Below are 24,637 nucleotides of genomic sequence, written 5' to 3' on the forward strand. Positions count from 1 at the left end.
GGCCCGGTGTGCGGCTTGCCCGTCAGGCCAGGCCCGGTGTGCGGCTTGCCCGTCAGGCCAGGCCCGGTGTGCGGCTTGCCCGTCAGGCCAGGCCCGGTGTGCGGCTTGCCCGTCAGGCCAGGCCCGGTGTGCGGCTTGCCCGTCAGGCCAGCCCCGGCCTCAGGCTTGCCCGCCAGACCAGCGCGCTTCGGGCTTGAGCAGCCCGGCTTTCGGTTTCCCTGTCAGAGCCGGCCCGGTTTCCGGTCTTGCCTATCAGCAGTTTCCGGATTTCCTGTCAGAGCCGCCTCAGTCTTCCCACTCGCCAGAGCAAGCCGTCCTCAGTTCTGCCGCTGGAGCCAGCCCCGGTTCCGCAATTCCTCTTTGAACCGCCGGTAGTTCTCTTCCATCGGCTCTTGCTCCGCCGCGTCCGGCTCGATCACCGATGCTTCTTCGCCGATCATTTCCGCCGCCTCGGTCAGTCCCCCCGGCAATACCGCCGCGGCAGCCAGCAGCGCCGCGCCGTAGCCGGTTTCGGCTTGGGGCGACACACGCAGTTCCATCCCACTTACCGTCGCTCGGATGCGGGTCCACAACGGACTCTTGCTGCCCCCGCCGGCGGCCACCAGTGGGCCGGTCACGGGCACTCCCAGCTCCCGCAACCACTCCAACGCCAGCCTCTCCACGAAGGCGACGCCTTCCAGACGAGCCCGGTGCAGCTCCACCTCGTCCTGCGGCTCGCCCAGTACGAAGCCCCGCGCGTCGGGCGTCACGAACGGGAAGCGCTCTCCCGGCCGCTTCAAGGGGTAGGCCACGACCCGCGCCGGGCCGCGCCGGGCTGCTGCCTCGTCCAGTTCGGCGAGGTTGGGCCCACCGGCCACCGCCTCGCCACCGGTGTTCGACGCTCCGCCGGGCAGCCACCAGCCGTCCGGGTGGCGGTGGCTGTACATCGCGCCGGACGGGTCTCGCACCAGGTGTTCGGTCACGCCCTTCAACACGTAGGTCGTGCCGAGGATCCCCGCGAAACTGCCCGGCGTCACGGCGCCCGTCGCCAGCTGGCCTGCGCAACCGTCGGTCATGCCGGCCACCACCAGGCAGCCCTGGGGCAGGCCGGCGACCGGGCGGGGCAACTCGCCCAGCACGGTCGTCGGCCGCACGACCTCGGGGAGCCAGTCCACCCCGAAATCGAACACCTCGGCCGCCCACTCCTCGCGCAACGGGTCGTACCCGCTCTTCAGGGCATGCGAGGAGTCGGTCGCCACCGGACGGCCGAGGAGCTTCTCACCGATCAGGTCCGGCGTGTGCCGGACACCGGCGGCATCCGGGTAGGCGCGGCGCAGCCAGTTGATCCGGCCCAGCGCCGCCGTCGGCGACACGCTCATCCCCAGCTCGTGCCACCGCTGCGCGCCCACCTCCGCCGCCTTCGCGTTGTCGTCCGCGCCGCGCCGGTCGTCGTACATCAGCGCCGGACCGAGCGGCTCACCCCGGCCGTCGACCGCGACGACCGTGCCCGAGGTGGCCGACACCGCGACCGCCCGCACCGGCTCGGCCAACTCCGCGGTCACCCGCCGCAGCACCGACTCGACCGCGGGCCACCACGCCCGCGCGTCCTGCTCGCTGCGGCCGGACTCGTCCCGGGCCGGGGCGGGCAACGGCTCGGCAGCCGTCGCCCGCACCGAGCCGTCGCCGCCGACCGCGAAGGCACGCACCCCCGCGGTCGCGACGTCGACACCGACAACCGTCACGGGCGGACCGCCGTCACGTCCTGCAAGCTGACGTCCTCGTCGATGGCCTTCCGCGTCGCCTCCGGCAGCTTCAGGAACCGGGTGAGCACCGCCGCCACGATGTACAGCGCGGCGAAGATGATCACCACGCCGGCGGCGCCGGCCGGGCCGAGGAACAGCGACACGATCGCAGGCCCGACGAACGCCGCGGCACCGGCGCCCAGGTTCAGCAGCGCCATCGCGCCGCCCTTGTTCTCCGGCGCGAGCGAGGGCAGCAGCGCCGAGATCGGCACGAACCCGGCCAGCGTCGCCCCGTAGAGCGCACCCACGAGCAGAGCCACCCAGTAGTAGTCGGCGCCCAGCGACGTCGGCACGAAGTACAGCAGCAGGATCGAGATGGCGCAGCCGATCGCGCCGAACCAGAAGATCGTGCTCTGCCAGCCGATCTTGTCCGAAGCCACGCCGAAGATCAGGTTGAAGAAGATGTTCGTGCCGTAGATGACCGACACCAGCAGCAGCCACCGGCCCTCGCCGAACCCGATCTGGTCGGCGAAGATCGTCGGGAAGAACACCAGCATGCCGAACTCCGGCGCGGTGTTGATGATCCGCACGATCATCCCGACGCCCACGCGCGGGTTCTTCCACGCGATCGACACGCTGGACACCAGGCTCTGCACCGGCTGGACGCCCTCCGGCGCGAGCCGCGTGAACCCGGTCCGCTCCCGCACCCCGAGCACGCACAGCAGACCGCCCGCGGCCAGGATGCCGACCGACAGCCACAGCGTGCCGTAGTGGCCGAGCACCGGGTTGGTGAAGCTCGCGACCAGCGAGCCGAGCGTGGGCAGGCCGCCGGTGAACGCGAAGTAGAACCAGCCGACCGCGGCGCCGAGCCGCGCGACGGGCGCCACCGCGGTGATCCACACCAGGAACCCGAACGCGAACATCGGGTACCCGAAGCCGCGGATGCCGTAGGTGATCAGCATCAGCGGGTAGTTCTCGCTGGGCACCGCCACGGCGAGGAACAGCACGTCGAACACGAGCCAGATCGCCAGGCCGATCCACATGACGCGGCGCGGCCCCCACAGCTCCGACAACGCGCCGGACAGCCAGGACGCGAGCATCACGGCCACGCCGTACGCGGTGATCACATAGGACGCGTGAATTTCGTCCCCGGCACCGTGGTCGGCCATGAACGGGGCGATGAACCCGGACTCCACGCCGTCGCCGACCATGAACAGCAACAAGCCGACGTACCCGAGGAACAACGGGGCCGGTAGCCCCCACCTGGCGAGAAGCCCCCCGAACCCCCTGTCCGGCTGGGACAACCTCGATGTTGCCGTCTGCGTCATCACGCCTCCATGAGTGTGCGAAACCGAAGTTATCATGGAGCACGTGAAATTAACACGCAAGGGTGTGATGCGATCAGATCTCGGCGACGAGCACGTTCGTCTGGTCCTCGTACTGGTCGAGCAGGTAGGCGGACACGGCTGAGTCGACCACGAGGTGGTGGAAGTCCTCGATCTCGGCCAGGCGGTGCAGTGCGGTGCGCGGCATCTTGCTGGAGTCCATGAGCAGCACCCGGATCTCCGCGCTGGCCAGCATCGCCCGCTTGACCATGACGATCTCGGGTTCCTGGTGGAACGTCATCTCCGCGTTCATCGCCGAGGTCGACACGAACGTGACGTCCACGGTGAGCCGCTCGACGGCCTCCAGGCAGGGCATGCCGAGGAACGAGTCGTGGGTCGCGGAGTAGTCGCCACCGAGCCCGATCAGGCGCACGTCGTCGACCTGCTTGAGCACCTCGATGATCCGCAGGTAGTTCGTCGCCACGGTGAGCGGCGTGACCTGGTGCAGCAGCTTGGCCAGGGCGAGCGCGGTGGTCGAGTCGTCCAGCAGGATCGACATCCCGGGCTCGACCAGCGACAACGCCTTCTCGGCGATCGCGGCCTTCGCCTCGACGTGTGCGTTGAGCCGGTACTCGGTGTTGCTCTCGAACACCGTCGACGGCTGCGCCGAGACCCCGCCGCGGTACTTGCGCAGCAGGCCGCGCCGGGCTAGTTCGTCCAGGTCGCGGTGCACCGTCATCACGCTCACGCCGGTCAGCTCGGCCAGCTCCGCTGCGGAGGCCTGGCCCTTCTTCACGACGTAGTCGGTGATGCGCTGCTGCCGGATGTTACGGGAGCGCGCGCTCCCGCTGGACTTGTCTTCCACGGGACAAGGCTAGGACGTGGGCAGGTTGAAGCGCCGCAGGCTCGTCGCGTCGCCGTCGATCCCGATCTCGGTGATGGCCGCGTTCTCCAGGCGCGGGAACACGCGGCGGTAGTCGCGGACCGGGATGCCGAGCAGCTCGCACAGCGTGAGCCGGATCAGCGTGTTGTGCGCGACGACCAGCACCCGCCCGCCGTCCTCGCGCTTCGCGATGGTGCGCAGCGCCGTCGCGCCCCGGCGCGCGGCGTCGGCCGTCGGCTCGGCCCCGGGGAACGCGCCGGCCACCGGATCCGCCCGGAAGGCGGCCACGACCTGCGGATCCAGCTCGGACAGCACCTTGCCCTCGGCGATCCCGAAGTGCACCTCGCGCAGCGCGTCGAGCACGACGGGCTCGAGGCCGAGCGCCCGCGCGGACGGCTCTGCGGTGACCCGCGCCCGCCCCTGCGGCGACCGGTAGAGCGCGGTGACCGGTTCGCCGGCGCCGACCAGGTACGCCGCCAGCCCCTCGGCCTGCCTGCGGCCCCGCTCGGTGAGGCTCACCTCGCTGGTGCCGGCGTAGCGGTTCTCCGCGTGCCATTCGGTCTCGCCGTGGCGGACCAGCAGCAACCGCGTTCCCATCGGACCTCCCGTGACAAATCTCGGCAGCGGTGTTAATTTAACACCAACGGCGTGAAAGGGGTTGTTGCATGGGTTTCGCCGCGGTGGTGTTCGACCTCGACGGTGTCCTGGTCGAGAGTGAACACCTCTGGGAGGAGAACTGGGTCGCCTACGCGGCGGCCCACGGTGTCGAGTGGACGGCCGCCGACACCGCCACCGTCCAGGGCATGAGCGCGCCCGAGTGGGCCGCGTACCTGGCGGAGCGCAGTGGCACCCCGGAGACCCCGGAGCAGGTCGAGAAGGCCGTGGTCGACGGGATGATCCGGTCGATCGCCAACGGTGAGGCCCCGCTGCTGGACGGCGCCGACGCGATGGTGCGCGACGTCGCGGCCCGCGTCCCGGTCGCGCTCGCGTCCTCGGCGGCGCGGCGGGTGATCGACGCGGTGCTGGAGACCCACGGGCTGACGGGGGAGTTCTCGGCCACCGTGTCCAGCGCCGAGGTGCCGCGCGGCAAGCCCAGCCCGGACGTCTACGCCGAGGCCGCGTCCCGGCTCGGCTTCCGCGGCGAGGAGTGCCTGGGGGTCGAGGACTCCAGCAACGGCATTCGGGCCGCCGCGGCCGCGGGGCTGACCGTCATCGCCCTGCCCAACCCGACCTACCCGCCGAAGCCGGACGCGCTGGAGCTGGCCGCGCAGGTCGCGGAGTCCAACCACGACGTCCGGAAGCTGCTGCTCGCCTACCTCGCCGGGGAGCTGGTGCGCTCATGACCACGCTCGGAACGGCCGCGACGTTCAAGCGTGACTGGCTGGACGGCTTCGTCACCGCGTACGGGCGCGAGGTGCGCAAGGTGCCGGGCGCGTACGGCGTGCTCGGGCGGAACGTGCCGCGGCGGGGCAAGGTCGCCGTGGTCATCGGCGGCGGCTGCGGCCACTACCCGGCCTTCGCCGGGCTGGTCGGGCCCGGCCTCGCCGACGCGGCGGTGGTCGGTGACGTGTTCACCAGCCCGAGCGCCGAGCACGTCTACCGCACGGCCCGCGCCGCCGAGGGTGGCGCGGGGGTGCTCTTCGCCTACGGCAACTACGCCGGTGACGTCCTGCACTTCGGCCTCGCCGCGCGCCGCCTGGCCGCGGAGGGCATCGAGAGCCGCACCATCCTGGTCACCGACGACATCGCGAGCGGGCCGGCCGACGCGCCGGAGAAGCGCCGCGGGGTGGCCGGCGACTTCATCGTCTTCAAGGTCGCAGGCGCCGCGGCCGAGCGGGGTGACGACCTCGACGCGGTGCACGCGGCGGCGGTCAAGGCCAACGCGCACACCCGCACCTTCGGCGTCGCCTTCGGCGGCTGCACGCTGCCGGGCGCCGACCAGCCGCTGTTCACCGTCGGCGAGTCCGAGATGGAGCTGGGCCTCGGCATCCACGGTGAGCCGGGGGTGCGGACCGTCGGCCGCCTCGGCGCGGCGGAGCTGGCCGACGAGCTGGTCGACGGCCTGCTGCCCGAGCTGCCGCGGGGCGACGGCCGGGTCGCGGTGCTGGTCAACGGCCTCGGCCGGACCAAGTACGAAGAGATGTTCGTGACTTACACCCGGATCCACGAGCGGCTGACCGGAGCCGGGCTGACCCCGGTGCACACGGAGGTCGGCGAGTTCGTCACCTCGCTGGACATGGCCGGGGTCTCGCTGTCGGTGCTGGTGCTGGACGACGAGCTGGCCGAGCTGTACGGCGCGCCCTGTGACACCCCGGGCTACCGCAGCGGCGGGGCGGTCCTGGAGCCGGTCGAGCTCTCGTCCACTGTGGACAAGCAGCTGGCCCGGCCGGAGGGTGAGGGCGTCGAGGTCGTCGACCGCCTGCTGACCGCGGCCATGCGCCGCATCGAGGACAACGAGTCCGAGCTGGGCCGCCTGGACGCGGTCGCCGCCGACGGTGACCACGGCCTCGGCATGACCCGCGGCATGCGGGCCGCGGTTTCGGCCGCCCGCGAGGCCGCCGGGTCCTCGGTGGCCGACACGCTGCTGGCCGCCGGCACCGCGCTCGCCGACGCCGCCGGTGGCGCGTCCGGCGCCCTGTACGGCGTGCTGCTGGCCGAGACCGGCGCCGGACTGCGGGTCGACGAGATCACCACCACGGTGGTCGCGGACGCGGTCGACGGCGCGGTGCGCGCGTTCACCGAGCTGGGCAAGGCCGAGCTGGGCGAAAAGACCATGCTCGACGCGATCGAGCCGTTCCGGCAGTCGCTGCGCAAGCAGGCCGAGGCCGGCGCCGCGCTGCCGGACGCGTGGCGCGAGGCCGCGCAGGCGGCCGCGCTCGCCGCCGAGGAGACCGCGAACCTGGTGCCCGCCAAGGGACGCGCGGCCCGGCTGGCGCAGCGCAGCAAGGGGCACGCCGATCCCGGCGCGACCTCGTTCGCCCTGATCGTCACGGCGATCGGGGAAGCTCTGGGCAAGGAGGGGAACTGATGCGGGTCGTGGTGGCCGCGGACAACGCAGGCGTGCTGCTGAAGAACGAGGTGCGGGACCTGCTGGCGAAGGACGAGCGGGTCACCGAGGTGATCGACCTGGGCGTGGACAGCCCGGACGACGACCGCGCGTACCCGATCTTCGGCCTGGCGGCGGCGGAGAAGATCGCCAACGGCGAGGCCGACCGCGGCGTCCTGGTCTGCGGCACCGGCATCGGTGTGGCGATCTCGGCGAACAAGGTGCCGGGGGTGCGTGCGACGGTCGCGCACGATTCATACTCGGCCGAGCGGTCGGTGAAGTCGAACAACTGCCAGATCATCACCTTCGGCGCCAGGGTCATCGGGGCCGAGCTGGCGAAGAAGATCGTCACCGAGTGGCTGGGGTACACGTTCGACCCGGGTTCGCCGAGCGCGGCCAAGGTCGCTCACATCACCGAATACGAACAGGTCCACGCGGCCGGCTGAGGCCCGGCGGTTCAAGGAGGAGCCAGAAGTGCGCGTTCTCTGCGCGGGAGACGAGTTCGTCGGCAACAACCTGCTTGCCGACGCGGTCCGGGCCGAGCTGGCCACCGAGCCCGAGTTCACCGAGCTGTCGCTGCCCTGGCCGGTCGAGCCGTTCGGCCCGGTCGGCGGGGTGCACGAGGCGAGCGGCACCGAGGAACAGGTCATCGAGGCGCTGGCCGGGGCCGAGGTCGCGGTCACCCAGATGGCGCCGTTCACCAAGAAGGTCTTCGCCGCCGCGCCCGAGCTGAAGCTCGTGTCGGTGTGCCGGGGCGGGCCGGTGAACGTCGACCTCGCCGCCGCCACCGAGGCCGGCGTGGCGGTCACCTACGCGCCGGGCCGCAACGCGACCGCCGCCGCCGAGTTCGCGATCGGCATGATCCTCGCCGCCATGCGCCGCATCTCGACGTCGTCGGCCGAGCTGCTCGGCGGCACCTGGCGCGGTGACTACTACGCCTACCCGAACGCCGGGCTCGAGCTGGAGGGCACCACAGTCGGCCTGGTCGGCTACGGCGCGATCGGCTCTCGGGTGGCCAAGGTGCTCGTCGCGTTCGGGTCGAAGGTCCTGGTCGCCGACCCGTACGCGAAGCCGGAGCAGATCGCGGCGGACGGGGCCGAGCTGGTCGAACTGGACGACCTGCTCCGCCGCAGCGCGGTGGTCAGCCTTCACGCTCGCCTGACCGACGAGACGCGCCACCTGATCAACGCCGAGCGCCTTGCCCTGCTGCCCGAGGGCGCGGTGCTGGTCAACTCCGCCCGCGGTGGCCTGCTGGACTACGCGCCGCTGCCGGACCTGCTGAAGTCCGGGCGGCTGGGCGCGCTCGCGCTGGACGTCTACGACGTCGAGCCGCCGCCCGCCGACTGGGCCCTGCGGGACGCGCCGAACGTGATCGCGACGCCGCACCTGGCGGGTGCCAGCCGCCAGACCGCCGAGCGCGCCGCGCGGATCGTCGCCGCCGAGGTGGGCCGGTACGCCCGTGGGGAGCAGCTGGCGAACGTCGCGAACCCGGAAGTGCTGCGATGATCATCGGCGTCGACATCGGTACTTCACTGACGAAGGCCGTCGTGTTCGACGAGGCCGGGGTGTCGCTGCACCAGGCCTGCACGCCGTCTGAGGTGCACCACCTGTCCGGCGGCCGGGTCGAGCAGGACCTCGACCAGGTCGTCGGCACGGTCGCGACCGTCGTGCGCGAGGTCGCGGCGAAACTGGACGCCCCGGTCACCGCGCTGGCGCTGACCGGCCAGGGCGACGGTGTGTGGCTCCGCGACGAGGACGGCAACGCGGTGCGGCCGGCCATTTCCTGGCTCGACGGCCGGGCCAACGCGCTGCTCGCCAAGTGGCAGGCCGACGGTGTGTCGCGGGAGGTGTTCCGGCGCACGGGATCGGGCATGTTCCCCGGCTGCGCGGCCGCGATCCTGTCCTACCTGGACACCCACGAACCCGAGGTGCTGGACCGGGCCGCGGTGGCCGGGTACTGCGTCGACGCCGTGGTGCAGCGGCTGACCGGTGAGATCACGGTCGACGTGTCCGACGCGTCCCTGCCGTTCCTCGACCCGAAGACCCGGCGCTACGACGAGGGCGCGATCGCCGCCGTCGGACTGTCCCACCGGCGGAACCTGCTGGCCGAACCGGCGGCGCCGAAGGCCGTGTTCAGCCTGAACCGCCGCGGCGCCGAACTCCTCGGGCTGCCCGAGGGGCTGCCGGTCACCGCCGGCCCGTTCGACCTGCCTGCCAGCGCCATCGGCGCCGGCGTTCGCGCGCCGGGAGACGGCATCCTCACCGCGGGCACCACGCTGGCCTGCCAGGTGCTCACCGACAACGCCGAGTTCGACGGCGAGGGCGAGCCGGCCGGGATGTTCCTGTCCACGCCGACCCCCGGCGAGTACCTGCACGCGATGCCGGCGATGGTCGGCACCGCGAGCATCGACTGGATCTGCCGCCTGCTGGGCATCGAGGTCACCGAGATCGGGACGCTGCTCGCGCAGAGCCCGCCCGGTGCCGCCGGGGTGCGGGCGCTGCCGTTCCTGTCCGCGTCCGGTGAGCGGGCGCCGTTCGTCGACGCGTCCGCGCGGGCGCAGTTCGCCGGGCTGAGCCTGGAGCACGGGCGGGCGGACGTGGTGCGTGCGCTGTGCGAGTCGATCGCGTACGCGGCACGGCACTGCTTCGACGCGGCCGGGTTGTCCGGCCGGTTGTACGCGTGCGGCGGCGGGGTGCGCTCCGCCGAGTGGACGCAGATCTTCGCCGACGTGCTCGGCCGCCCTATCGTGATCCCGAGCGATCCGGGTGTCGGGGCGCGGGGTGCCGTCCTGGTCGCGGCCGAGGCGCTGAACCAGCCGTTCGACGCGGAGCTGTGGGCGAGCAGTTCGCGGACCGTGTCGCCGGTACCCGAAAATGTCGAGTTCTACCAGAGCGGTTACGCGGACTACCAGGCGTCGCTGACCGCCGCGCGGGGGTTGTGGCGACTGTGATCCTGGCCGACGAACGGCGAGCGGTGTGCGAGTACGCGCGACGATTGACCGCCGACGGGCTCGTGGTGGGCACCTCCGGCAACATCTCCGCCCGCTCGGGCGAGCTGATCGCCGTGACGCCGACCGGCGTGGACTACGGCGTGCTGACGCCTGAGGACATCCCGGTGGTGGCGCTCGACGGGTCCATTGTGGAGGGCAAGCTGCGGCCCACCAGCGAGATGCCGATGCACCTGTCGGTGTACACGAAGGCGGCCGACCCGGACGGCGCGCCGATCACCGGCATCGTGCACACGCACTCGGTGCACGCGACCGCGGTGTCCACTTTGGTCGACGAAGTGCCCGCGGTGCACTACATGCTGGCCACGATCGGCCCGTCCGCGCGGGTGGCCCGCTACGCGACGTACGGCACGGAGGAGCTGGCCGAGTCGATGCTCGCCGCGCTGGAGGGCCGCCGGGGCTGCCTGCTGGGCAACCACGGAACCATCACGTACGGCGACGGTCTTGCGGCGGCGTACAGCCGGGCCGAGCAGCTGGAGTGGCTCTGCCAGGTGTGGCTGCTCGCCCGTTCGGCGGGCAACCCACGGCTGCTGCCGGCCGAGGAGATCGCCCACGTGGTGGAGAAACTGCGGGGGTACGGCCAGAAATAGGTCGCGCGAGCCGGGAGCGGTCGGCATGCTGGGCGGGGTGGAGGAGATCGTCACCCATCTCGAGATGACCAGCCCGGCCGACCTGCGCCCGGCGCCGCCCGTGCCGGGGGTCGCGGTGGAGCCCGTCCCCGCCGACTCCCCGCTGGTGCGCCCGACGACGGTGCGGATCGGCAAGCCGTACAACTGGCCGAGCTCCCGCTGGTCCGACGACGACTGGGAGTGGTACCTGTCCCGCGAGGGGCGCCACTGCGTGCTGATCCGCCACCTGGGCGAGGTCGCGGGCCTGGCGGACTACCAGTCCCACGGCGACGGCGAAGTGGAGATCACTACTTTCGGCCTGGTCCCGGAGTACGTGGGCAAGGGCATTGGCGGCTACGCGCTGACCCTGGCGGTCGAGCAGGCGTGGCAACTCACACCGGACGTCCGCCGCGTGTGGCTGCACACCTCGGACCTCGACCACCCGCACGCCCTGCCGAACTACCACCGCCGAGGCTTCCGCACGTTCCGCACCGCCCGCGGACAACGCTAACCGTCCTCCCGCCCCGGCAGCGGCTCACCGCGGAGGAAGGCCTCGTAGGCTTCGCGGGCGTCCTCTTCGACCTCCGGAAGCTCGGGGCCGTAGCGGGTGTCCGTCCGGTCGCGTTTCGGGCCGGAGAGCCAGAACAACTCGTCCGTCTCGACGTCGACGAAGTTCGCGCTCGGCAGCCCGGTCCAGCGGCGCAGCGTCCGGCCGTGGAAGTAGGCCGTCTGCCACGTCCGGGAAAACCGCACCCACCCGATCCACGACGGACCACGATCGGTGTCGAAACCGGTCTTCAGCTGAACGAACATGATCCGCTCCGGCACGGCATCCCCCTCACCCCGGTGATACTGGGAAACGTAGCGTCGAGCAGGCGAAACAGCCACCGGTTAAGTCGCGGGCAGCGTCAGAGCCAGACAAGGAGCCGGCCGATGTTCCAGAACTTCGGACTGAAACCCGCCGTCCGCGGTGGCGCCGTGCTGGGGGCTGGTGCAAGGCGCAGGCGACGGGAGTTCCTGGACTTCGTGATCGATGACCGGCCCCTGCTGTCGCTCTTCGACGGGGAGGACGTGGTTTCGGCGCTCGCCACTGATCTTCCGCCGCGTGCCCTGAGCGGAGAGGTGGACCGTCTGCTGCTCCGCGGCCCGTCCAGCCTTCCGGACGGGCGACAGGTGCTCTACTGCTGCCCAGAGTGCGGCGATCTCGGCTGCGGAGCCATCACCGCGATGATCATCCAGCAGGACGACTGCATCATCTGGCGCGACTTCCGCTGGCAGGACTCACAAGACCAGGAGCTCGAAAGCTACCCGGGCGTCGGCCCTTTCCGGTTCAGCGCGGACGAGTACCGGAACGCCCTGGAGCACGCCGCCACTCAGAGCTGGTAGTACTCGGTATGAAAGTAGTGTTGACCAGCCGAAACGGCCACTGATTAAGCCGCCAGGCCGTCACCAGGCCGTTCGGGGGACACAGGCCGTGCGCCGAAGACCTGATCGATAGCCCGGCGGGTCCGATCCTTGCTCGAAGGCATGAGGTGCGTGCACGTCCGCAAGATGAAGCCCGGGTCGGAGTGGCCCAGGTACTCCGCGAGCGCCGTGATGGTCTCCCCGGCGTCAAGGCGCGCCGCCGTCGGCGGCGCGCTCGGCCCGGTGCGCTGGCAGCCACGCGAGTCCCGAGCGCGGCATAAGCCGGGCTGCCGCTCCGCTTCGCCCGGCGAGCCGCGCGGGCACGGCCTGGGTGCCGTCCCCGGCAGCTCGGCCGACAGCGGCGCGCAAGCCCACGGGAGACCGCGGCACGAGCAAGGGGCAGGACGACGGCCCGGCGCTCTCAGGCCGTCTCCAGGCCGTCAAGCGTCGGGCACGCGCGAGAATCCGTGAGAACTGTCGAGACCTGAACCAGCAGGTCAGAGGCGGTTTCGAGCTACCGGAGCCAGGTCGCCGCCGAACGGCGATCAGAACTGGTAGTACAGGAACGGGCTGAAAGTCCCGTTCGCGACCAGGATCGCGGCGTACAACGCGCCTGCCGTCATCACGCCGATCCGCAAGCCGACGGCGCCGCGGGTTCGGGCGGACTCCAGCAGCGGCCCGGTGACCGGGTTGGCAGGCACCGCGAAGATCGCCAGCGCGGCGATCAGGATGACCACCCGCTGGTTGGTCAGCGCCGCCTCGACGACGTCCGTCAGGCCGTCGAAGTCGGGGACCAGCATGTGCCCGATCATGGTGAACGCGTGCCCGATGTCGGCCGACTTGAAGAACACCCAGCCGAACACCACGAGCACCAGCGTCAGCACTCGGCGGCCCACCCTCGAGCCCACCGCGGCCGGGGTGCGGTCCCAGCCGAACCGGCGCTCGATGATCAGCAGCAGCCCGTGGTAACAACCCCACACCAGGAACGTCCAGTTCGCGCCGTGCCAGAAACCCGTCAGCACGAACACGATGCACAGGTTCCGGTACGTCTTCGCCGCGCCCGCCCGGTTGCCGCCGAGCGGGATGTACACGTAGTCGCGGAACCAGCGGCTCAGCGACATGTGCCAGCGCCGCCAGAACTCGGTCACCGTCACCGACGAGTACGGCCGCGCGAAGTTCTCCGGCAGCCGGAACCCGAGCATCCGGCCCAGCCCGATCGCCATGTCCGAGTAGCCGGAGAAGTCGAAGTACAGCTGCAGCGTGTACCCGACCGCGCCAAGCCACGCGATCGCGAACGTCATCTCGTCGCCGGGCGTCGCGAAGCACGCTTCCACCATCGGGCTCAGCGAGTCCGCGATGATCGCCTTCTTGCACAGGCCCAGCGCGAACCGCGGGAAGCCCGCGGCGATGTCGTCCAACCGGTGCGACCGGTGCTGCGGCAACTGGTCCGCGATCTCCCGGTACCGCACGATCGGCCCCGCCACCAGCTGCGGGAACATCGCGATGTAGGTCACGAACGACACCGGGTTCCGCAGCGCCCGCCGCTCACCCCGGTAGATGTCGACCACGTACGAGATGTGGTGGAACGTGAAGAACGAAATGCCGATCGGCAACGCCAGGTGCGCCACCGGGAACGAACCGCCGAAGAGCTGGGTGAAGTAGTCGATCTGCTGTGTGGCGAACCCGGCGTACTTCCAGACCACCAGGATGCCGACGTCGAAGCAGATGACCGCGATCAGCAGCGACCGCTTCCGGCTCGACCGCGGCTCCCACGGGTTCGGTTCCAGCGCCGTGCCTGCCGCGAAGTTGACCACCATGCACGCCAGTAGCAGCAGGGTGAACGCGCCCGCGCCACTGGCGTAGAAGATCAGGCTGGCGACCGCGATGATGCCGTTCCGCCAGCTCCTCGGCAGCACCAGCACGGCGAGCAACGTCGCCGGGAGGAAGTACCAGAGGAACAGCGGTGAAGCGAACGACATCGACCTGGGGTCCCCCTGTGCACGCGGATCAGCGCACTGACCTTAGCCGACCCGGTTGGCCCGAAGGAGTGAAACTCACCGCTTCAGCAGCGGGTGTGTGAAGTTCCCCGCTGCCCGCCACAAAAAGAAGCGGCGCCGGAGACCGGCGCCGCTCGAACAGCCACGATCAGATGCGGCCCGCCACCCGACGCCGCCGCGCGACCTCCGCCAGCAGCACCGCCGCCGCGACGGACGCGTTCAGCGACTCCACCCCGGCGGCCATCGGGATCGACACCGTCTCGTCGCAGGTCTCGCGCACCAGGCGGGACAGGCCACGCCCCTCGGAGCCCACCACGACCACCAGCGGATCCGTCGCCAGCGACAGGTCGTCGATCCCGACCGAGCCGTCCGCGTCCAGGCCCGCGATCATCAGGCCCTCCTCCGCCCACAGCTTCAGCTGCCGGGTCAGGTTGGTCGCGATCGCGATCGGCATCTTCGCCGCGGTGCCGGCGCTCGTCCGCCACGCCACGGCCGTGACGCCCGCGCTGCGACGCTGCGGCAGCAGCACCCCGTGCGCCCCGAACGCCGCCGCCGAACGCACCACCGCACCCAGGTTCCGCGGGTCGGTCACGCCGTCGAGCGCCACCAGCAGCGGCGGCTCACCCGAGTTCTTCGCGATCGCCAGCAGGTCGTCCGGGTGGCTGTACTCGAACGGCGGGACCTGCAGCCCGAGCCCCTGGTGCACCGCGCGGTTGGTCTTGCGGTCCAGCTCCTCGCGCGGGATCTCCAGGATCGAGATGCCCTTGTCCGCCGCCAGCCGCACCGCTTCGGTGACCCGGTCGTCGGCGTCGATGTTCAGGGCCACGAACAGCGTGGTGCCCGGCACGCCCGCGCGCAGGGCCTCAACCACCGGGTTGCGGCCCGCGATGATCTCCGGCCCTTCGCGGCGGTCGCGGGACTTCTCGGCGCGCGCGGCAGCCGCCGCGGCACGCTTCTGCTTCGGGTGCCCGGGGCGCATCTCCGCGCGCGGCGTCGGGCCCTTGCCCTCCAGCCCGCGGCGGCGCTGACCGCCGGAGCCGACGACGGCGCCCTTCTTGGTGCCCTCTTTGCGAACCGCACCCCGGCGCTTGGAATTGCCTGCCATTTAAGCTTCTTTCACGGTCCACACCGGACCATCGGGAGTATCTTCGACCGCGATCCCCGCCTTGAGCAGGCGGTCGCGCACGGCGTCGGCCCTGGCGAAGTCACGCGTGGCGCGCGCCTCCTGGCGCTCCACGAGCATCGCCTCGACCAACTCGGCCAGTGCGGCCCTCGCCGGCGTCTCCGCCGCCGAGCTCTCCGCCCATTCCGGTGCCAGCGGGTCCAGCCCGAGCACACCCATCATCGCGCGCACCGAGCCCGCGGCCGCGCGCGCCTTGGCGTCATCGCCGGAGTCCAGTGCCGCATTACCCTCGCGGACCAGGTTGTGCACGGCCGCGACCGCCGCCGGCGTGGACAGGTCGTCGTCCATCGCGGCGACGAACTCGGGCGCCAGCTCACCCGGCTCGACCGTGCCCGTCCGCTGCGCCGCCCGGCGCAGGAAGCCCTCGATCCGCCGGTAGCCCTGGGCCGCCTCGGACAACGCGCCGTCGGAGTACTCGATGGTCGACCGGTAGTGCGGCTGCACCAAGTAGTACCGCAGCTCGGCGGCCCGGTAGTTGCGCAGCATCGCCTCGATCGACACGACGTTGCCCAGCGACTTCGACATCTTCTCGCCGGACAGCGTCACCCACGCGTTGTGCAGCCAGAACCGCGCGAACGGGTCACCCGCCGCCTGCGACTGGGCGCGCTCGTTCTCGTGGTGCGGGAACACCAGGTCGACGCCCCCGCCGTGAATGTCGAACTCGGCGCCCAGGTAGGTGGTCGCCATCGCGGAGCACTCCAGGTGCCAGCCCGGCCGCCCGTCGCCCCACGGGGTCGGCCACGACGGCTCGCCCGGCTTAGCGCTCTTCCACAGCGTGAAGTCCCGCGGGTCGCGCTTGCCCTCGGCCAGGGTCTCGCCCTGCTGCACCTCGTCCAGCTTCTGCCGGGACAGCGCGCCGTACTCGGGGAACGTGGACACGGCGAAGTACACGTCGCCGCCTGCCGCGTAGGCGTGCCCGGCGTCGATGAGGCGCTGCATCAGCTCCACCATCTGCGTGACGTGCCCGGTGGCGCGCGGCGCGATGGACGGCGGCAGGCAGCCGAGGACCGTGTAGGCCTCCTCGAACGCCCGTTCGTGCGTCGCCGCCCACTCCCACCACGGCCGTCCGGCGTCGGCGGCCTTGGTGAGGATCTTGTCGTCGATGTCCGTGACGTTCCGCACGAACAACACGTCCAGTCCACTGTGGATCAGCCAGCGGCGCAGGACGTCGTAGTTCAGGGCGCCGCGGACGTGCCCGATGTGCGGAATGCCCTGCACGGTGGCCCCACACACGTACATGGACGCCGTTCCGCTACGGGCGGGGTGGAACTCCCGCACGCTCCTGCTCGCGGTGTCGTACAGATGAAGGGCCACCCTGAAATGGTACGGGTCACCTTGACGCCGCTCAGAGCACCCCGTGCGTGCGCAGGGCCGTGAGCAGGCCGTCCGGGCGTTCGGCGGTCGGCAGCGGGTCGACGAGGGCGAACGCGCAGCCGAGCGCCTTCGCCCCGCCGTCGGCCTCCTCGCTGTCGCCGACCATGAGCGTGTTCTCCGGCGCCACCCCGAGCTTGTCGATCAGCAGCCGGAACACCTCGGGCTGCGGCTTGATGTAGCCCTCCTCGAAGGAGAGCAGGAACTCGTCGACGAAGTCGGTGTAACCGCGCATCGCGAACGCGGGCCGGATGTCGAAGGCGATGTTGCTCAGCACGCCGACCTTGACGCCCTTGGCGGCGGTGTCCTTCAGCGCGGCCTCGGTGTCCGGGTACGGCGTCCACTCCGCGGGGTCGATCAGGCGGTTGTAGAGCGCCTCGGCCTGGTGGGCGTGCGCGACGCCGGACTTGCGCAGCACCTCGAGGTAGATCTTGCGGTGCAGCGCCGGGTCGAGGTCCCGGTTCTCCCACGCGTGCTGGTACTCCTCGGACAGCTCGACGACCTGCCCGGTCGGGGCGGTCATGCGGCGCATCAGCTCGGTCTGCGCCTCGACGTCGAGCGGGGCGCCGTCGGGGGTCGTGAGGTCGGACAGCCAGCTGGAGTTCTGCTCGAGCCGGAAGAGGGTGCCGGAGAAGTCGAACATCACCGCCTGAATCGTCACAGAACACAGGCTACCGGGGATGACCTCGGGATTCGTGTGACTTATTCCGCCGGCAGCAGCAGCGCGGTGGCGACCGCGGCGATGCCCTCGCCGCGGCCGGTCAGGCCGAGCCCGTCGGTGGTGGTGCCGCTGACGCTGACCGCGCCGCCCGCGGCCTTGCTCAGGACGTCCTGGGCCTCTTCACGCCGCTTGCCGATGCGCGGCGCGTTGCCGATGACCTGCACCGACGCGTTGCCGAGCCGCCAGCCTTGGGCCTCGACGAGCCGGCGCGCCTCGGCCACGAACTCGGCGCCGTGCGCGCCTGCCCAGCGGGGGTCGCTGGTGCCGAACACCGCGCCCAGGTCGCCGAGCCCGGCGGCGGACAGCATCGCGTCGCACAGCGCGTGGGCGGCCACGTCGCCGTCGGAGTGGCCGGCGCAGCCGTCGGCGCCCTCCCACAGCAGCCCGGCGATCCAGCACTCGCGGCCAGCCTCGATCGGATGGACGTCGACCCCGGTCCCGACCCTCAACCCTGCTCCTCGAGTAGTGCTTCCGCGACGGCCACGTCGAAGGCCGTGGTGAGCCGGAGCGCGGTGGGGTGCCCGGCCACGGTGCGCACGCTACCGGGCAGGTCCGACAGCGGGTCCGCGCCGCGTGCGCAGAGCTCGCGGAGCACTTCGGGGCGGTAGCCGACGGGGGTCTGCACGACACGCAGGTGGTCGCGGTCCGAGGTGGCGGCGATCACGTCGCCGGAAACGAGTTTGACGGTGTCGGTCACGGGTAGGACCGGGATGATCGCCTCTGCCCCGGCGAACACCGCCTCGGCCACCGCGCGGACGGTGGCGGGAGGCACGAACGGACGCGCGACGTCGTGCACGAGCACGACATCGGATTCCCCGGTGGCCTCGACGGCCGCCCGAACGGATTCGGCGCGCTCAGGACCACAGGCCAGTACCCGGCACCGGGAACCGGCGCCGGGTACTGCCCGTATGATCAATTCACAATCCCCGAGCACGGGTTTGGGAACCGCCACCGCCAGGCGGTCCGCGCATCCGGACTCCAGCAGGCCGTCCACGGCGTGCCGCAACAGCGGCGCACCGCGCACGAGCGCGCACGAGTCCGGCCCCTCGGGGTCGGCGATGAGGACTGCCGCGACCTTCATCGCCGGGGTCTCACTTCGCGGGACGAGCTGTGTCTCATGAGGCACACGCAGTAGATGAGCACGTCTGCCCGGCTCATCTCGCGAGGTCAGCCTGTGCTCTAGACGGCCGCTGTCTCCAGAACCTCGTCGAGCAGCGTCTCCGCCTTGCCCTCGTCGGTGCCCTCCGCCAGGGCGAGCTCACTGACCAGTATCTGCCGCGCCTTGGCCAGCATGCGCTTCTCGCCGGCGGACAGGCCGCGGTCCTTCTCGCGCCGCCAGAGGTCGCGCACCACTTCGGCCACCTTGTTCACATCGCCCGAGGCGAGCTTCTCGAGGTTGGCCTTGTACCGACGAGACCAGTTCGTGGGCTCCTCGGTGTGCGGCGCTCGCAGTACGTCGAAAACCCGGTTCAGACCATCCTGGCCCACGACGTCCCGCACGCCGACGATCTCGGCGTTGTCAGCGGGCACGCGAACCGTGAGGTCCCCTTGCGCGACTTTGAGGACGAGGTACTGCTTCTCCTCGCCCTTGATCACGCGGGTCTCGATCGCTTCGATGAGTGCGGCACCGTGGTGCGGGTAGACGACGGTCTCTCCGACCTTGAAAACCATGTGTCCTCTGCCCCTTTCGCTGCCTCCATCCTAGCACGCGGCGAGGGGGCCCACCTAGCGGGCCGAGATCGTCGTCGCAGGTCAGGGGCCATCCGGGGGGTTGACAAACCGATAAAGTGCATGCTCATGCAGGTGGTGGGGAACCCTGTCGACATTGATTGTCTGATCCATTGTGGACGGTTTCCGGCCCCCTCGGCGCACCCTCGGTGGCGGGCTTTCCGGCCATAGCTAGGCCCCTCCCGCCGGCCCACCACCACCCTCAACGGAGCCGCTTCGCGGCGCAGATAGGATCGGGCTGCCACTGGCTTTAGGAGGGACTGAGACCGTGAGGCTGCAGAAACGTCGTGTGGTCGGCGCGAGCGTGGTCGCCGTGGGTGCCGCCCTGGCTCTGGCCGGGTGCGGGGCCGGGCAGATCACCCAGACCAACACCATGCTGCCCGCGGTCAACGGCGCCATGGCCCAGGCGGGCAAGCTCGTCCTGCGGGACGCCGGCCTGGTGAACCGCAACGACTGCCAGCAGGCCTACGCGACCGGGTCGAGTGCCCCGCTGACGCTGGTGATCGCCAACGACGGCACCGCCGACGACGAGCTGGTCTCCGTGAGCAGCGCGAACGCGGCGAGCGCCACCGTCGAGGGCCAGAAGGCCATCGTCGCGGGCAGCAAGCTCCTGATCGGCCCGGCCAACGAGGGCGAGTCCGTGCAGCAGCCGGAGTCCAGCTCCGCGGCGCCGAGCTCGACCCAGGCCTCGCCCACCTCGTCGGCCTCGCCCACCTCGTCGGCGTCCGCGTCGCCGACCGCGGGCCCCACCGGGCAGCCGACCCGGATCGGTCACGCCGAGGTCGTCCTGCAGGGCATCAAGCAGGTCGTGTGGCCCGGCCAGACCATCCCGGTCACCTTCACCTTCCGCGACGCCGGCCCGGTCACCGTGCAGCTGCCGATCCAGGCGCCCACGGTCGAGCTGAGCTGCCAGCCGTCCGGCGAGGCGGAAGCCGGCGGTCACTAGAACTGTCGGTGGTGCCAGCTAGCGTGACCGACCATGGTCAAGAAGGGCACCAGCTACCGCTGCGGTGAGTGCGGGTACGAGACCGCCAAGTGGGTCGGCCGCTGCCCGGAGTGCCAGGCGTGGGGAACCATCGAGGAGCGCGGTGACGCGCGCCCGGCGATAGCCCGCGTGGCGGCCGGCGCGCCCAGCGCCCCGGCGCGGCCGATCGGCCAGGTCGACATCGAGGCCGCGCGCGCCCGCACCACGGGCGTCGGCGAGCTGGACCGCGTGCTCGGCGGCGGGCTGGTGCCCGGCGCGGTCGTGCTGCTGGCGGGTGAGCCGGGCGTCGGCAAGTCCACCCTCCTGCTCGAGGTGGCCTACCAGTGGGCCCGCGGCGGGTCCGGGCCCGCGCTGTACGTCACCGGCGAGGAGTCCGCGGGGCAGGTGCGGCTGCGCGCCGAGCGGACGAAGAACGTGCACGAGGGCGTGTTCCTGGCGGCGGAAAGCGATCTTTCGGCGATCCTCGGGCACGTCGACGCGGTCAAGCCGGGTGTGCTGATCGTCGACTCGGTGCAGACGATGGCCTCGCCGCAGGTGGAGGGCGCGCCGGGCGGTGTGACGCAGGTCCGGGCGGTCACGGCCGGCCTGGTGGCGCTGGCGAAGGAGCGCGGCCTGCCGGTCGTGCTCGTGGGGCACGTCACGAAGGACGGCTCGGTCGCCGGGCCGCGTGTGCTGGAGCACCTGGTCGACGTGGTGCTGCACTTCGAGGGCGACCGGCACTCCACGCTGCGGATGGTGCGCGGGGTGAAGAACCGGTTCGGGCCCGCGGACGAGATCGGGTGCTTCGAGCTGCGTGAGGACGGCATCGTCGGGGTGCCGGACCCGTCCGGGCTGTTCCTGAACCGGCGGGAGGACGCGGTGCCGGGCACCGCGGTGACGGTCACGGTCGAGGGCAAGCGGCCGCTGCTGTGCGAGGTGCAGGCGCTCGTGTCGAGCGCGGGCGCGCCGCAGCCCAGGCGGGCCGTGAGCGGCCTGGACTCCGCGCGGGTGGCGATGATCCTCGCCGTGCTGGAGAAGCGCGGCGGGATCAAGCTGGGCGACCGGGACGTCTACTCGGCGACGGTCGGCGGGATGAAGGTCACCGAGCCGGCGGTGGACCTGTCCGTGTTGCTGGCGCTGTGGTCGTCGGTGCGGGACGTCGCGTTGTCGCCGCGGCTGGTGGTCGTCGGCGAGGTCGGGCTCGCCGGGGAGGTCCGCCGGGTGACCGGCGCCGGGCGGCGGCTGGCGGAGGCCGCCCGGATGGGGTTCACGCACGCGCTGGTGCCGCCCGACCCGGGCAAGCTGCCGGACGGGATACGGGTGCTGGAGGTCGACTCGGTGGCGGCGGCCCTGCACGCGGCCAACTACGCCTGACGGAGCCCGCCTGGCGTCGGCGCGCGCCGCGATGGTGTTCCCATGAGCGCAACGACCTGGACCGGGATGGGCCCCTTCGAAGACCGGCGCCCTCGCCGTCACCGACACCCGCGGCCGGTCGCGGCGGTCGGCGGACTACTCCGTCGAGGCGTGCGTCCGCGACATCGACGCCGTCCTCGACGCGACCGGTGTGGAGCGGCCGACCCTCGTCGGCTGGTCCGACGGCGCACTGGGCGGCCCGCAACCCGGAGCGCGTCGCCGGTGTGGTCGTGGTGGACGGCGCGTTGCCCTACGGCCTGACCGGCGAAGAGGGCCAGGAGCGGATCCAGCAGCTGTTCCACCGCATACGGTTCCTGCTGCCCCTGGCACGCCCGTTCGGGATGGCCGCGCGGATGTCCGCCGAGCAGCACGCCGAGGTCAACATCGAGTTGAACGAGATCGCCGCGGCTCTCGCGCCGGTGCTGGAGAGCGTGTCCTGCCCGATTCGGCTACGTCCTGGCCACCGGGTCGATCTCGGCGGTGGCGTGGAGGAGATGGAGGCGTCGCGGGCCTCGCTCGAACCGGTGCTCGCCCGCAACCCGAACCTGCGGATCAGCGCGAAGGTCGCCAGCAACCACTCGAAGATTCTGCAGAAGGACTTCCGGGCCGTCGCCGAGGCCGTGCGCGAGGTCGCGGCGGCCGACCGGGTGGCCCGTTGAGACGCGAACGGCCCCTCCGGACGTGCCGGAGGGGCCGTTCGCGCAGTCGGATCAGGCGCCGGACAGCAGCTTGGCGCAGCGGATCAGCCCGAGGTGCGAGTACGCCTGCGGGTGGTTGCCCAGCGAGCGCTCCGCCACCGGGTCGTACTGCTCGGGCAGCAGACCCGTCGGGCCTGCCGCGTCGACCAGCTGCTCGAACAGCTCCTCCGCCTCGGTGCGGCGGCCGGTCAGCAGGTACGCCTCGATCAGCCACGCGGCGCACAGGTGGAACCCGCCCTCGCCGCCGGGCAGGCCGTCGTCGCGGCGGTAGCGGTACACCGTGGAACCGCTGCGCAGCTCGGCCTCGATCGCGGTCACCGTGTGCTGGAACCGCTCGTCCGACGGGTCGATCAGCCCGGCCAGCCCGACGAACAGCGAAGCCGCGTCCAGGTCGGTGCCGTCGTAGGCCGTGGTGAACGCCTGGACCTCGTCGTTCCAGCCGTGGGTCAGCACGTCGGTGGCGATCTCCTCGCGCAGGTCGTGCCACCCGGCCGGGATCTCGCGCCCGTACACCTCGCCGAGCTTGATGGCGCGGTCGACGGTCACCCAGCACATGACGCGCGAGTACACCCGGTGGCGCGGCACGTGCCGCTCCTCCCAGATGCCGTGGTCAGGCTCCGACCAGCGCCGCGTGACGGCCTCGGCCATCGCGCGCACCAGCTGCCAGTCCTCGTCCCGCAGCTCGCCGCGCACCTGCGCCAGCTCGGCCACCAGCTCGACGACCGGGCCGAACACGTCCAGCTGCACCTGGTGGTTCGCCAGGTTGCCGACGCGCACCGGGCGCGAACCCGCATAGCCGGGCAGCGAGTCGATCACGGCCTCGGCGCCCAGCTGGGTGCCGTTGATCGTGTACAGCGGGTGCAGCCGCTCCGGGCCGGCCAGCGTCGACAGCACGCCGTGCAGCCACCGCAGGTAGCCCTCGGCCTCGGCCAGCGAGCCCAGCCCGACCAGCTCGCGCACGGTGAACGCCGCGTCGCGGATCCAGCAGTAGCGGTAGTCCCAGTTCCGCACGCCGCCGATCTCCTCCGGCAGCGACGTCGTGGCCGCCGCGAGCACCGCGCCGGTGTCGGCGTTGCACAGCCCGCGCAGCGTCAGCGCCGAGCGCGCGACCAGCTCCGGCTCCACGTTCGGCAGCTTCAGCGTGGTCGCCCAGTCGCTCCAGTAGGCGCCCGCCCGGGCCCGCCGCTCCGGTTCGGACAGTTCGTGCGCGGTCAGGTCCGTGGTGCCGCAGCGCAGTTCGAGCACGACCGGCTCGTCCTGGGTGGGCTGGACGAGCGCGGTCGCGGTGTCGTGCAGGCCGTCGGAGGTGATCTCCCACGCCACGCCCGGCGAGCGCAGCACGATCGGCTCCGACGTGCCCAGCACGCGCAGGCCCTCGGGGTCGGGCACCAGCCGGACCGGGACACCGCCGAACTCCGGCCGCGGCGCGAACACCACGGACGCGGCGGCGGTCCCGGAGACCACGCGCACCAGGTCGGTGCGGTGCGGCGGGCCCTCCGGCTCCAGGTAGTCCGTCACCAGCAGCCGTGACCAGCGGGTCTCCACCGTCATCGTGTTCGGCAGGTACCGCTGGCCCAGCGGCAGGCCGTTGTGGTGCGGCTTGATCGAGAAGTGGCCCGCGCTGGTGCCGCCGAGCAGGTCGGCGAACACCGCGGGCGCGTCCGGGCCGGGGTGGCACATCCAGGTCAGCCGGGCGTCCGGCGTGACCAGGGCGACCGCGCGCTCGTTGGACAGCATCGACAGCCGCTCGATCGGCGGCGCCTGCTCGCCGTAGAGCCAGTTGCGGCGCTCCTCCAGCATGAACGCCAGAACCGTGGCGACGTCCTCGGTGCCGGGCACGCGGTAGGCGGCCAGGGTCTCCCCGTCGCCGACCTTGACGCCGACGTCGGGGCCGGACAGCCGCGCGAACGCCTTCTCGTCGGTGACGTCGTCACCGAGGAAGATCGCCGCGGTGGCGCCGACCTGGTGGCGCAGGGTGTCCAGCGCGCGGCCCTTGTCGGTCTGCACGACGGCGAGCTCGACGACCTCCTTGCCGTCGGTGGTCGTCACGCCCTCCCACGTGCACGGTCCACTGTGGACCTCGTCGAGCACGCGGCGGGCGGCCTCGCGGTCGGCGCGGCGGACGTGCACGGCGATGCTGGCCGGCTTGACCTCCAGGCTCACGCCCGGCACGTCACCGGCGATGCGCTCCAGCTCCTGCTCGACCCTGCGGTGCAGGTCGCGGGCCTGGGCGTCGAGCTCGTGCACGAAGCCGATGTCGAATTCGGAACCGTGGCTGCCGACCAGGTGCACCTCGTGCGGCAGTCGCGACAGGATGGCGAGGTCGCGCAGCGCGCGGCCGGAGATGACCGCGGTGGTCGTCTCGTGCAGCCCGGCCAGCGAGCGCAGCGCGCCCACCGACTCGGGCAGCGGGCGCGCCTCGTCCGGGTTGGTCACGATCGGAGCCAAGGTCCCGTCGTAGTCGCAAGCGACCAGCAATCGCGGCGTGCGAGCGATCTGCACGATCGCACGGCGCAGCTCAGCGGGCAGGGACTCGGCGGTCACCACTCCTCCTTAAGGAGCTCAAA

24 protein-coding genes are annotated in these 24,637 nt (G+C 71.6%); 11 read left to right on the forward strand and 13 right to left on the reverse strand.

The genetic code is table 11. The features are described 5' to 3' along the window. Positions 1–317: 317 nt before the first annotated feature. The 4 genes from L2C96_RS13710 to L2C96_RS13725 all read right to left on the reverse strand — a co-directional run bounded on the left by L2C96_RS13710 (position 318) and on the right by L2C96_RS13725 (position 4,526). Positions 318–1,721 carry an FGGY-family carbohydrate kinase gene (locus L2C96_RS13710; protein ID WP_237336402.1) on the reverse strand — a complete coding sequence of 468 codons (1,404 nt, stop codon included), beginning with the start codon at positions 1,719–1,721 and terminating at the stop codon, positions 318–320. After that, complete coding sequence (locus tag L2C96_RS13715) at positions 1,718–3,049, reverse strand: MFS transporter (RefSeq protein ID WP_237336403.1); 1,332 nt, start codon at positions 3,047–3,049, stop codon at positions 1,718–1,720. The genes L2C96_RS13710 and L2C96_RS13715 overlap by 4 nt, the downstream gene beginning before the upstream one ends. Positions 3,050–3,122: 73 nt before the next feature. Then, positions 3,123–3,911, reverse strand: a complete 789-nt coding sequence (locus L2C96_RS13720; RefSeq protein WP_237336404.1) for a DeoR/GlpR family DNA-binding transcription regulator — start codon at positions 3,909–3,911, stop codon at positions 3,123–3,125. Positions 3,912–3,920: 9 nt separating this feature from the next. After that, positions 3,921–4,526 (reverse strand): histidine phosphatase family protein, encoded by a 606-nt coding sequence (locus L2C96_RS13725; RefSeq protein WP_237336405.1) that lies wholly within the window; start codon positions 4,524–4,526, stop codon positions 3,921–3,923. Between the two features lie 68 nt (positions 4,527–4,594). Between L2C96_RS13725 and L2C96_RS13730 the strand changes: the two genes are divergently transcribed. The 7 genes from L2C96_RS13730 to L2C96_RS13760 are packed head-to-tail and all read left to right on the forward strand — an operon-like array spanning position 4,595 to position 11,102. Beyond that, the gene (locus L2C96_RS13730; protein WP_020417053.1) at positions 4,595–5,272 is read left to right on the forward strand and encodes an HAD family hydrolase; all 678 of its coding nucleotides are present in this window, start codon (positions 4,595–4,597) and stop codon (positions 5,270–5,272) included. Continuing rightward, positions 5,269–6,957 (forward strand): dihydroxyacetone kinase subunit DhaL, encoded by a 1,689-nt coding sequence (gene dhaL, locus L2C96_RS13735; RefSeq protein ID WP_237336406.1) that lies wholly within the window; start codon positions 5,269–5,271, stop codon positions 6,955–6,957. Before L2C96_RS13730 ends, dhaL begins: the two co-directional genes overlap by 4 nt. Beyond that, positions 6,957–7,421, forward strand: coding sequence for a ribose-5-phosphate isomerase (locus L2C96_RS13740; protein ID WP_017985389.1), 465 nt, complete (start codon positions 6,957–6,959; stop codon positions 7,419–7,421). Before dhaL ends, L2C96_RS13740 begins: the two co-directional genes overlap by 1 nt. Before the next feature lie 28 nt (positions 7,422–7,449). Further along, complete coding sequence (locus L2C96_RS13745) at positions 7,450–8,481, forward strand: 2-hydroxyacid dehydrogenase (protein ID WP_020417051.1); 1,032 nt, start codon at positions 7,450–7,452, stop codon at positions 8,479–8,481. Beyond that, a complete protein-coding gene (locus L2C96_RS13750) occupies positions 8,478–9,926 on the forward strand; it encodes an FGGY-family carbohydrate kinase (RefSeq protein ID WP_020417050.1) in 1,449 nt (482 codons plus the stop codon). Before L2C96_RS13745 ends, L2C96_RS13750 begins: the two co-directional genes overlap by 4 nt. Then, positions 9,923–10,573 carry a class II aldolase/adducin family protein gene (locus tag L2C96_RS13755; RefSeq protein ID WP_237336500.1) on the forward strand — a complete coding sequence of 217 codons (651 nt, stop codon included), beginning with the start codon at positions 9,923–9,925 and terminating at the stop codon, positions 10,571–10,573. Before L2C96_RS13750 ends, L2C96_RS13755 begins: the two co-directional genes overlap by 4 nt. Before the next feature lie 25 nt (positions 10,574–10,598). After that, the gene (locus tag L2C96_RS13760; RefSeq protein ID WP_237336407.1) at positions 10,599–11,102 is read left to right on the forward strand and encodes a GNAT family N-acetyltransferase; all 504 of its coding nucleotides are present in this window, start codon (positions 10,599–10,601) and stop codon (positions 11,100–11,102) included. Here the strand turns inward: L2C96_RS13760 and L2C96_RS13765 are convergent. After that, a complete protein-coding gene (locus L2C96_RS13765) occupies positions 11,099–11,404 on the reverse strand; it encodes a hypothetical protein (protein WP_051123489.1) in 306 nt (101 codons plus the stop codon). The two genes, L2C96_RS13760 and L2C96_RS13765, sit on opposite strands and share 4 nt — an antisense overlap. Before the next feature lie 120 nt (positions 11,405–11,524). Between L2C96_RS13765 and L2C96_RS13770 the strand changes: the two genes are divergently transcribed. Continuing rightward, on the forward strand, positions 11,525–11,977 hold the full coding sequence (locus L2C96_RS13770) for a hypothetical protein (RefSeq protein WP_237336408.1): 453 nt from the start codon (positions 11,525–11,527) through the stop codon (positions 11,975–11,977). A gap of 563 nt (positions 11,978–12,540) precedes the next feature. Here L2C96_RS13770 and L2C96_RS13775 read toward each other — a convergent pair. From L2C96_RS13775 to L2C96_RS13805, 7 genes are all read right to left on the reverse strand, one after another. Next, positions 12,541–13,974 (reverse strand): MBOAT family O-acyltransferase, encoded by a 1,434-nt coding sequence (locus L2C96_RS13775; protein WP_237336409.1) that lies wholly within the window; start codon positions 13,972–13,974, stop codon positions 12,541–12,543. Between the two features lie 166 nt (positions 13,975–14,140). After that, entirely contained in the window at positions 14,141–15,097 is a 957-nt protein-coding gene (rlmB, locus tag L2C96_RS13780; protein ID WP_020417044.1) for a 23S rRNA (guanosine(2251)-2'-O)-methyltransferase RlmB, read from the reverse strand. Further along, on the reverse strand, positions 15,098–16,489 hold the full coding sequence (gene cysS / locus L2C96_RS13785; protein WP_027935722.1) for a cysteine--tRNA ligase: 1,392 nt from the start codon (positions 16,487–16,489) through the stop codon (positions 15,098–15,100). A 31-nt stretch (positions 16,490–16,520) separates the two neighbouring features. After that, positions 16,521–17,207, reverse strand: coding sequence for an HAD family hydrolase (locus L2C96_RS13790; RefSeq protein WP_027935721.1), 687 nt, complete (start codon positions 17,205–17,207; stop codon positions 16,521–16,523). 41 nt (positions 17,208–17,248) lie between these two features. Then, positions 17,249–17,716, reverse strand: coding sequence for a 2-C-methyl-D-erythritol 2,4-cyclodiphosphate synthase (ispF, locus tag L2C96_RS13795; RefSeq protein WP_020417041.1), 468 nt, complete (start codon positions 17,714–17,716; stop codon positions 17,249–17,251). Beyond that, on the reverse strand, positions 17,713–18,348 hold the full coding sequence (locus tag L2C96_RS13800; RefSeq protein ID WP_237336410.1) for an IspD/TarI family cytidylyltransferase: 636 nt from the start codon (positions 18,346–18,348) through the stop codon (positions 17,713–17,715). Before L2C96_RS13800 ends, ispF begins: the two co-directional genes overlap by 4 nt. 98 nt (positions 18,349–18,446) lie before the next feature. Continuing rightward, positions 18,447–18,938 (reverse strand): CarD family transcriptional regulator, encoded by a 492-nt coding sequence (locus L2C96_RS13805; RefSeq protein ID WP_020417039.1) that lies wholly within the window; start codon positions 18,936–18,938, stop codon positions 18,447–18,449. Between the two features lie 325 nt (positions 18,939–19,263). Here L2C96_RS13805 and L2C96_RS13810 point away from each other — a divergent pair, with 325 nt between their 5' ends. The 3 genes from L2C96_RS13810 (at position 19,264) to L2C96_RS13820 (ending at position 22,031) form a co-directional block, all read left to right on the forward strand. Continuing rightward, positions 19,264–19,941, forward strand: a complete 678-nt coding sequence (locus tag L2C96_RS13810) for a copper chaperone PCu(A)C domain-containing protein (protein WP_237336411.1) — start codon at positions 19,264–19,266, stop codon at positions 19,939–19,941. Between the two features lie 33 nt (positions 19,942–19,974). Continuing rightward, a complete protein-coding gene (gene radA / locus L2C96_RS13815; RefSeq protein WP_237336412.1) occupies positions 19,975–21,333 on the forward strand; it encodes a DNA repair protein RadA in 1,359 nt (452 codons plus the stop codon). Positions 21,334–21,521: 188 nt separating this feature from the next. After that, positions 21,522–22,031 (forward strand): hypothetical protein, encoded by a 510-nt coding sequence (locus L2C96_RS13820; protein WP_237336413.1) that lies wholly within the window; start codon positions 21,522–21,524, stop codon positions 22,029–22,031. A gap of 51 nt (positions 22,032–22,082) precedes the next feature. Here L2C96_RS13820 and otsB read toward each other — a convergent pair whose 3' ends face one another. Continuing rightward, positions 22,083–24,614 carry a trehalose-phosphatase gene (gene otsB, locus L2C96_RS13825; RefSeq protein ID WP_237336414.1) on the reverse strand — a complete coding sequence of 844 codons (2,532 nt, stop codon included), beginning with the start codon at positions 24,612–24,614 and terminating at the stop codon, positions 22,083–22,085. Between the last annotated feature and the right edge of the window lie 23 nt (positions 24,615–24,637).

Source organism: Amycolatopsis tucumanensis, from assembly GCF_021654135.1.
Taxonomy (GTDB): domain Bacteria; phylum Actinomycetota; class Actinomycetes; order Mycobacteriales; family Pseudonocardiaceae; genus Amycolatopsis_E; species Amycolatopsis_E tucumanensis.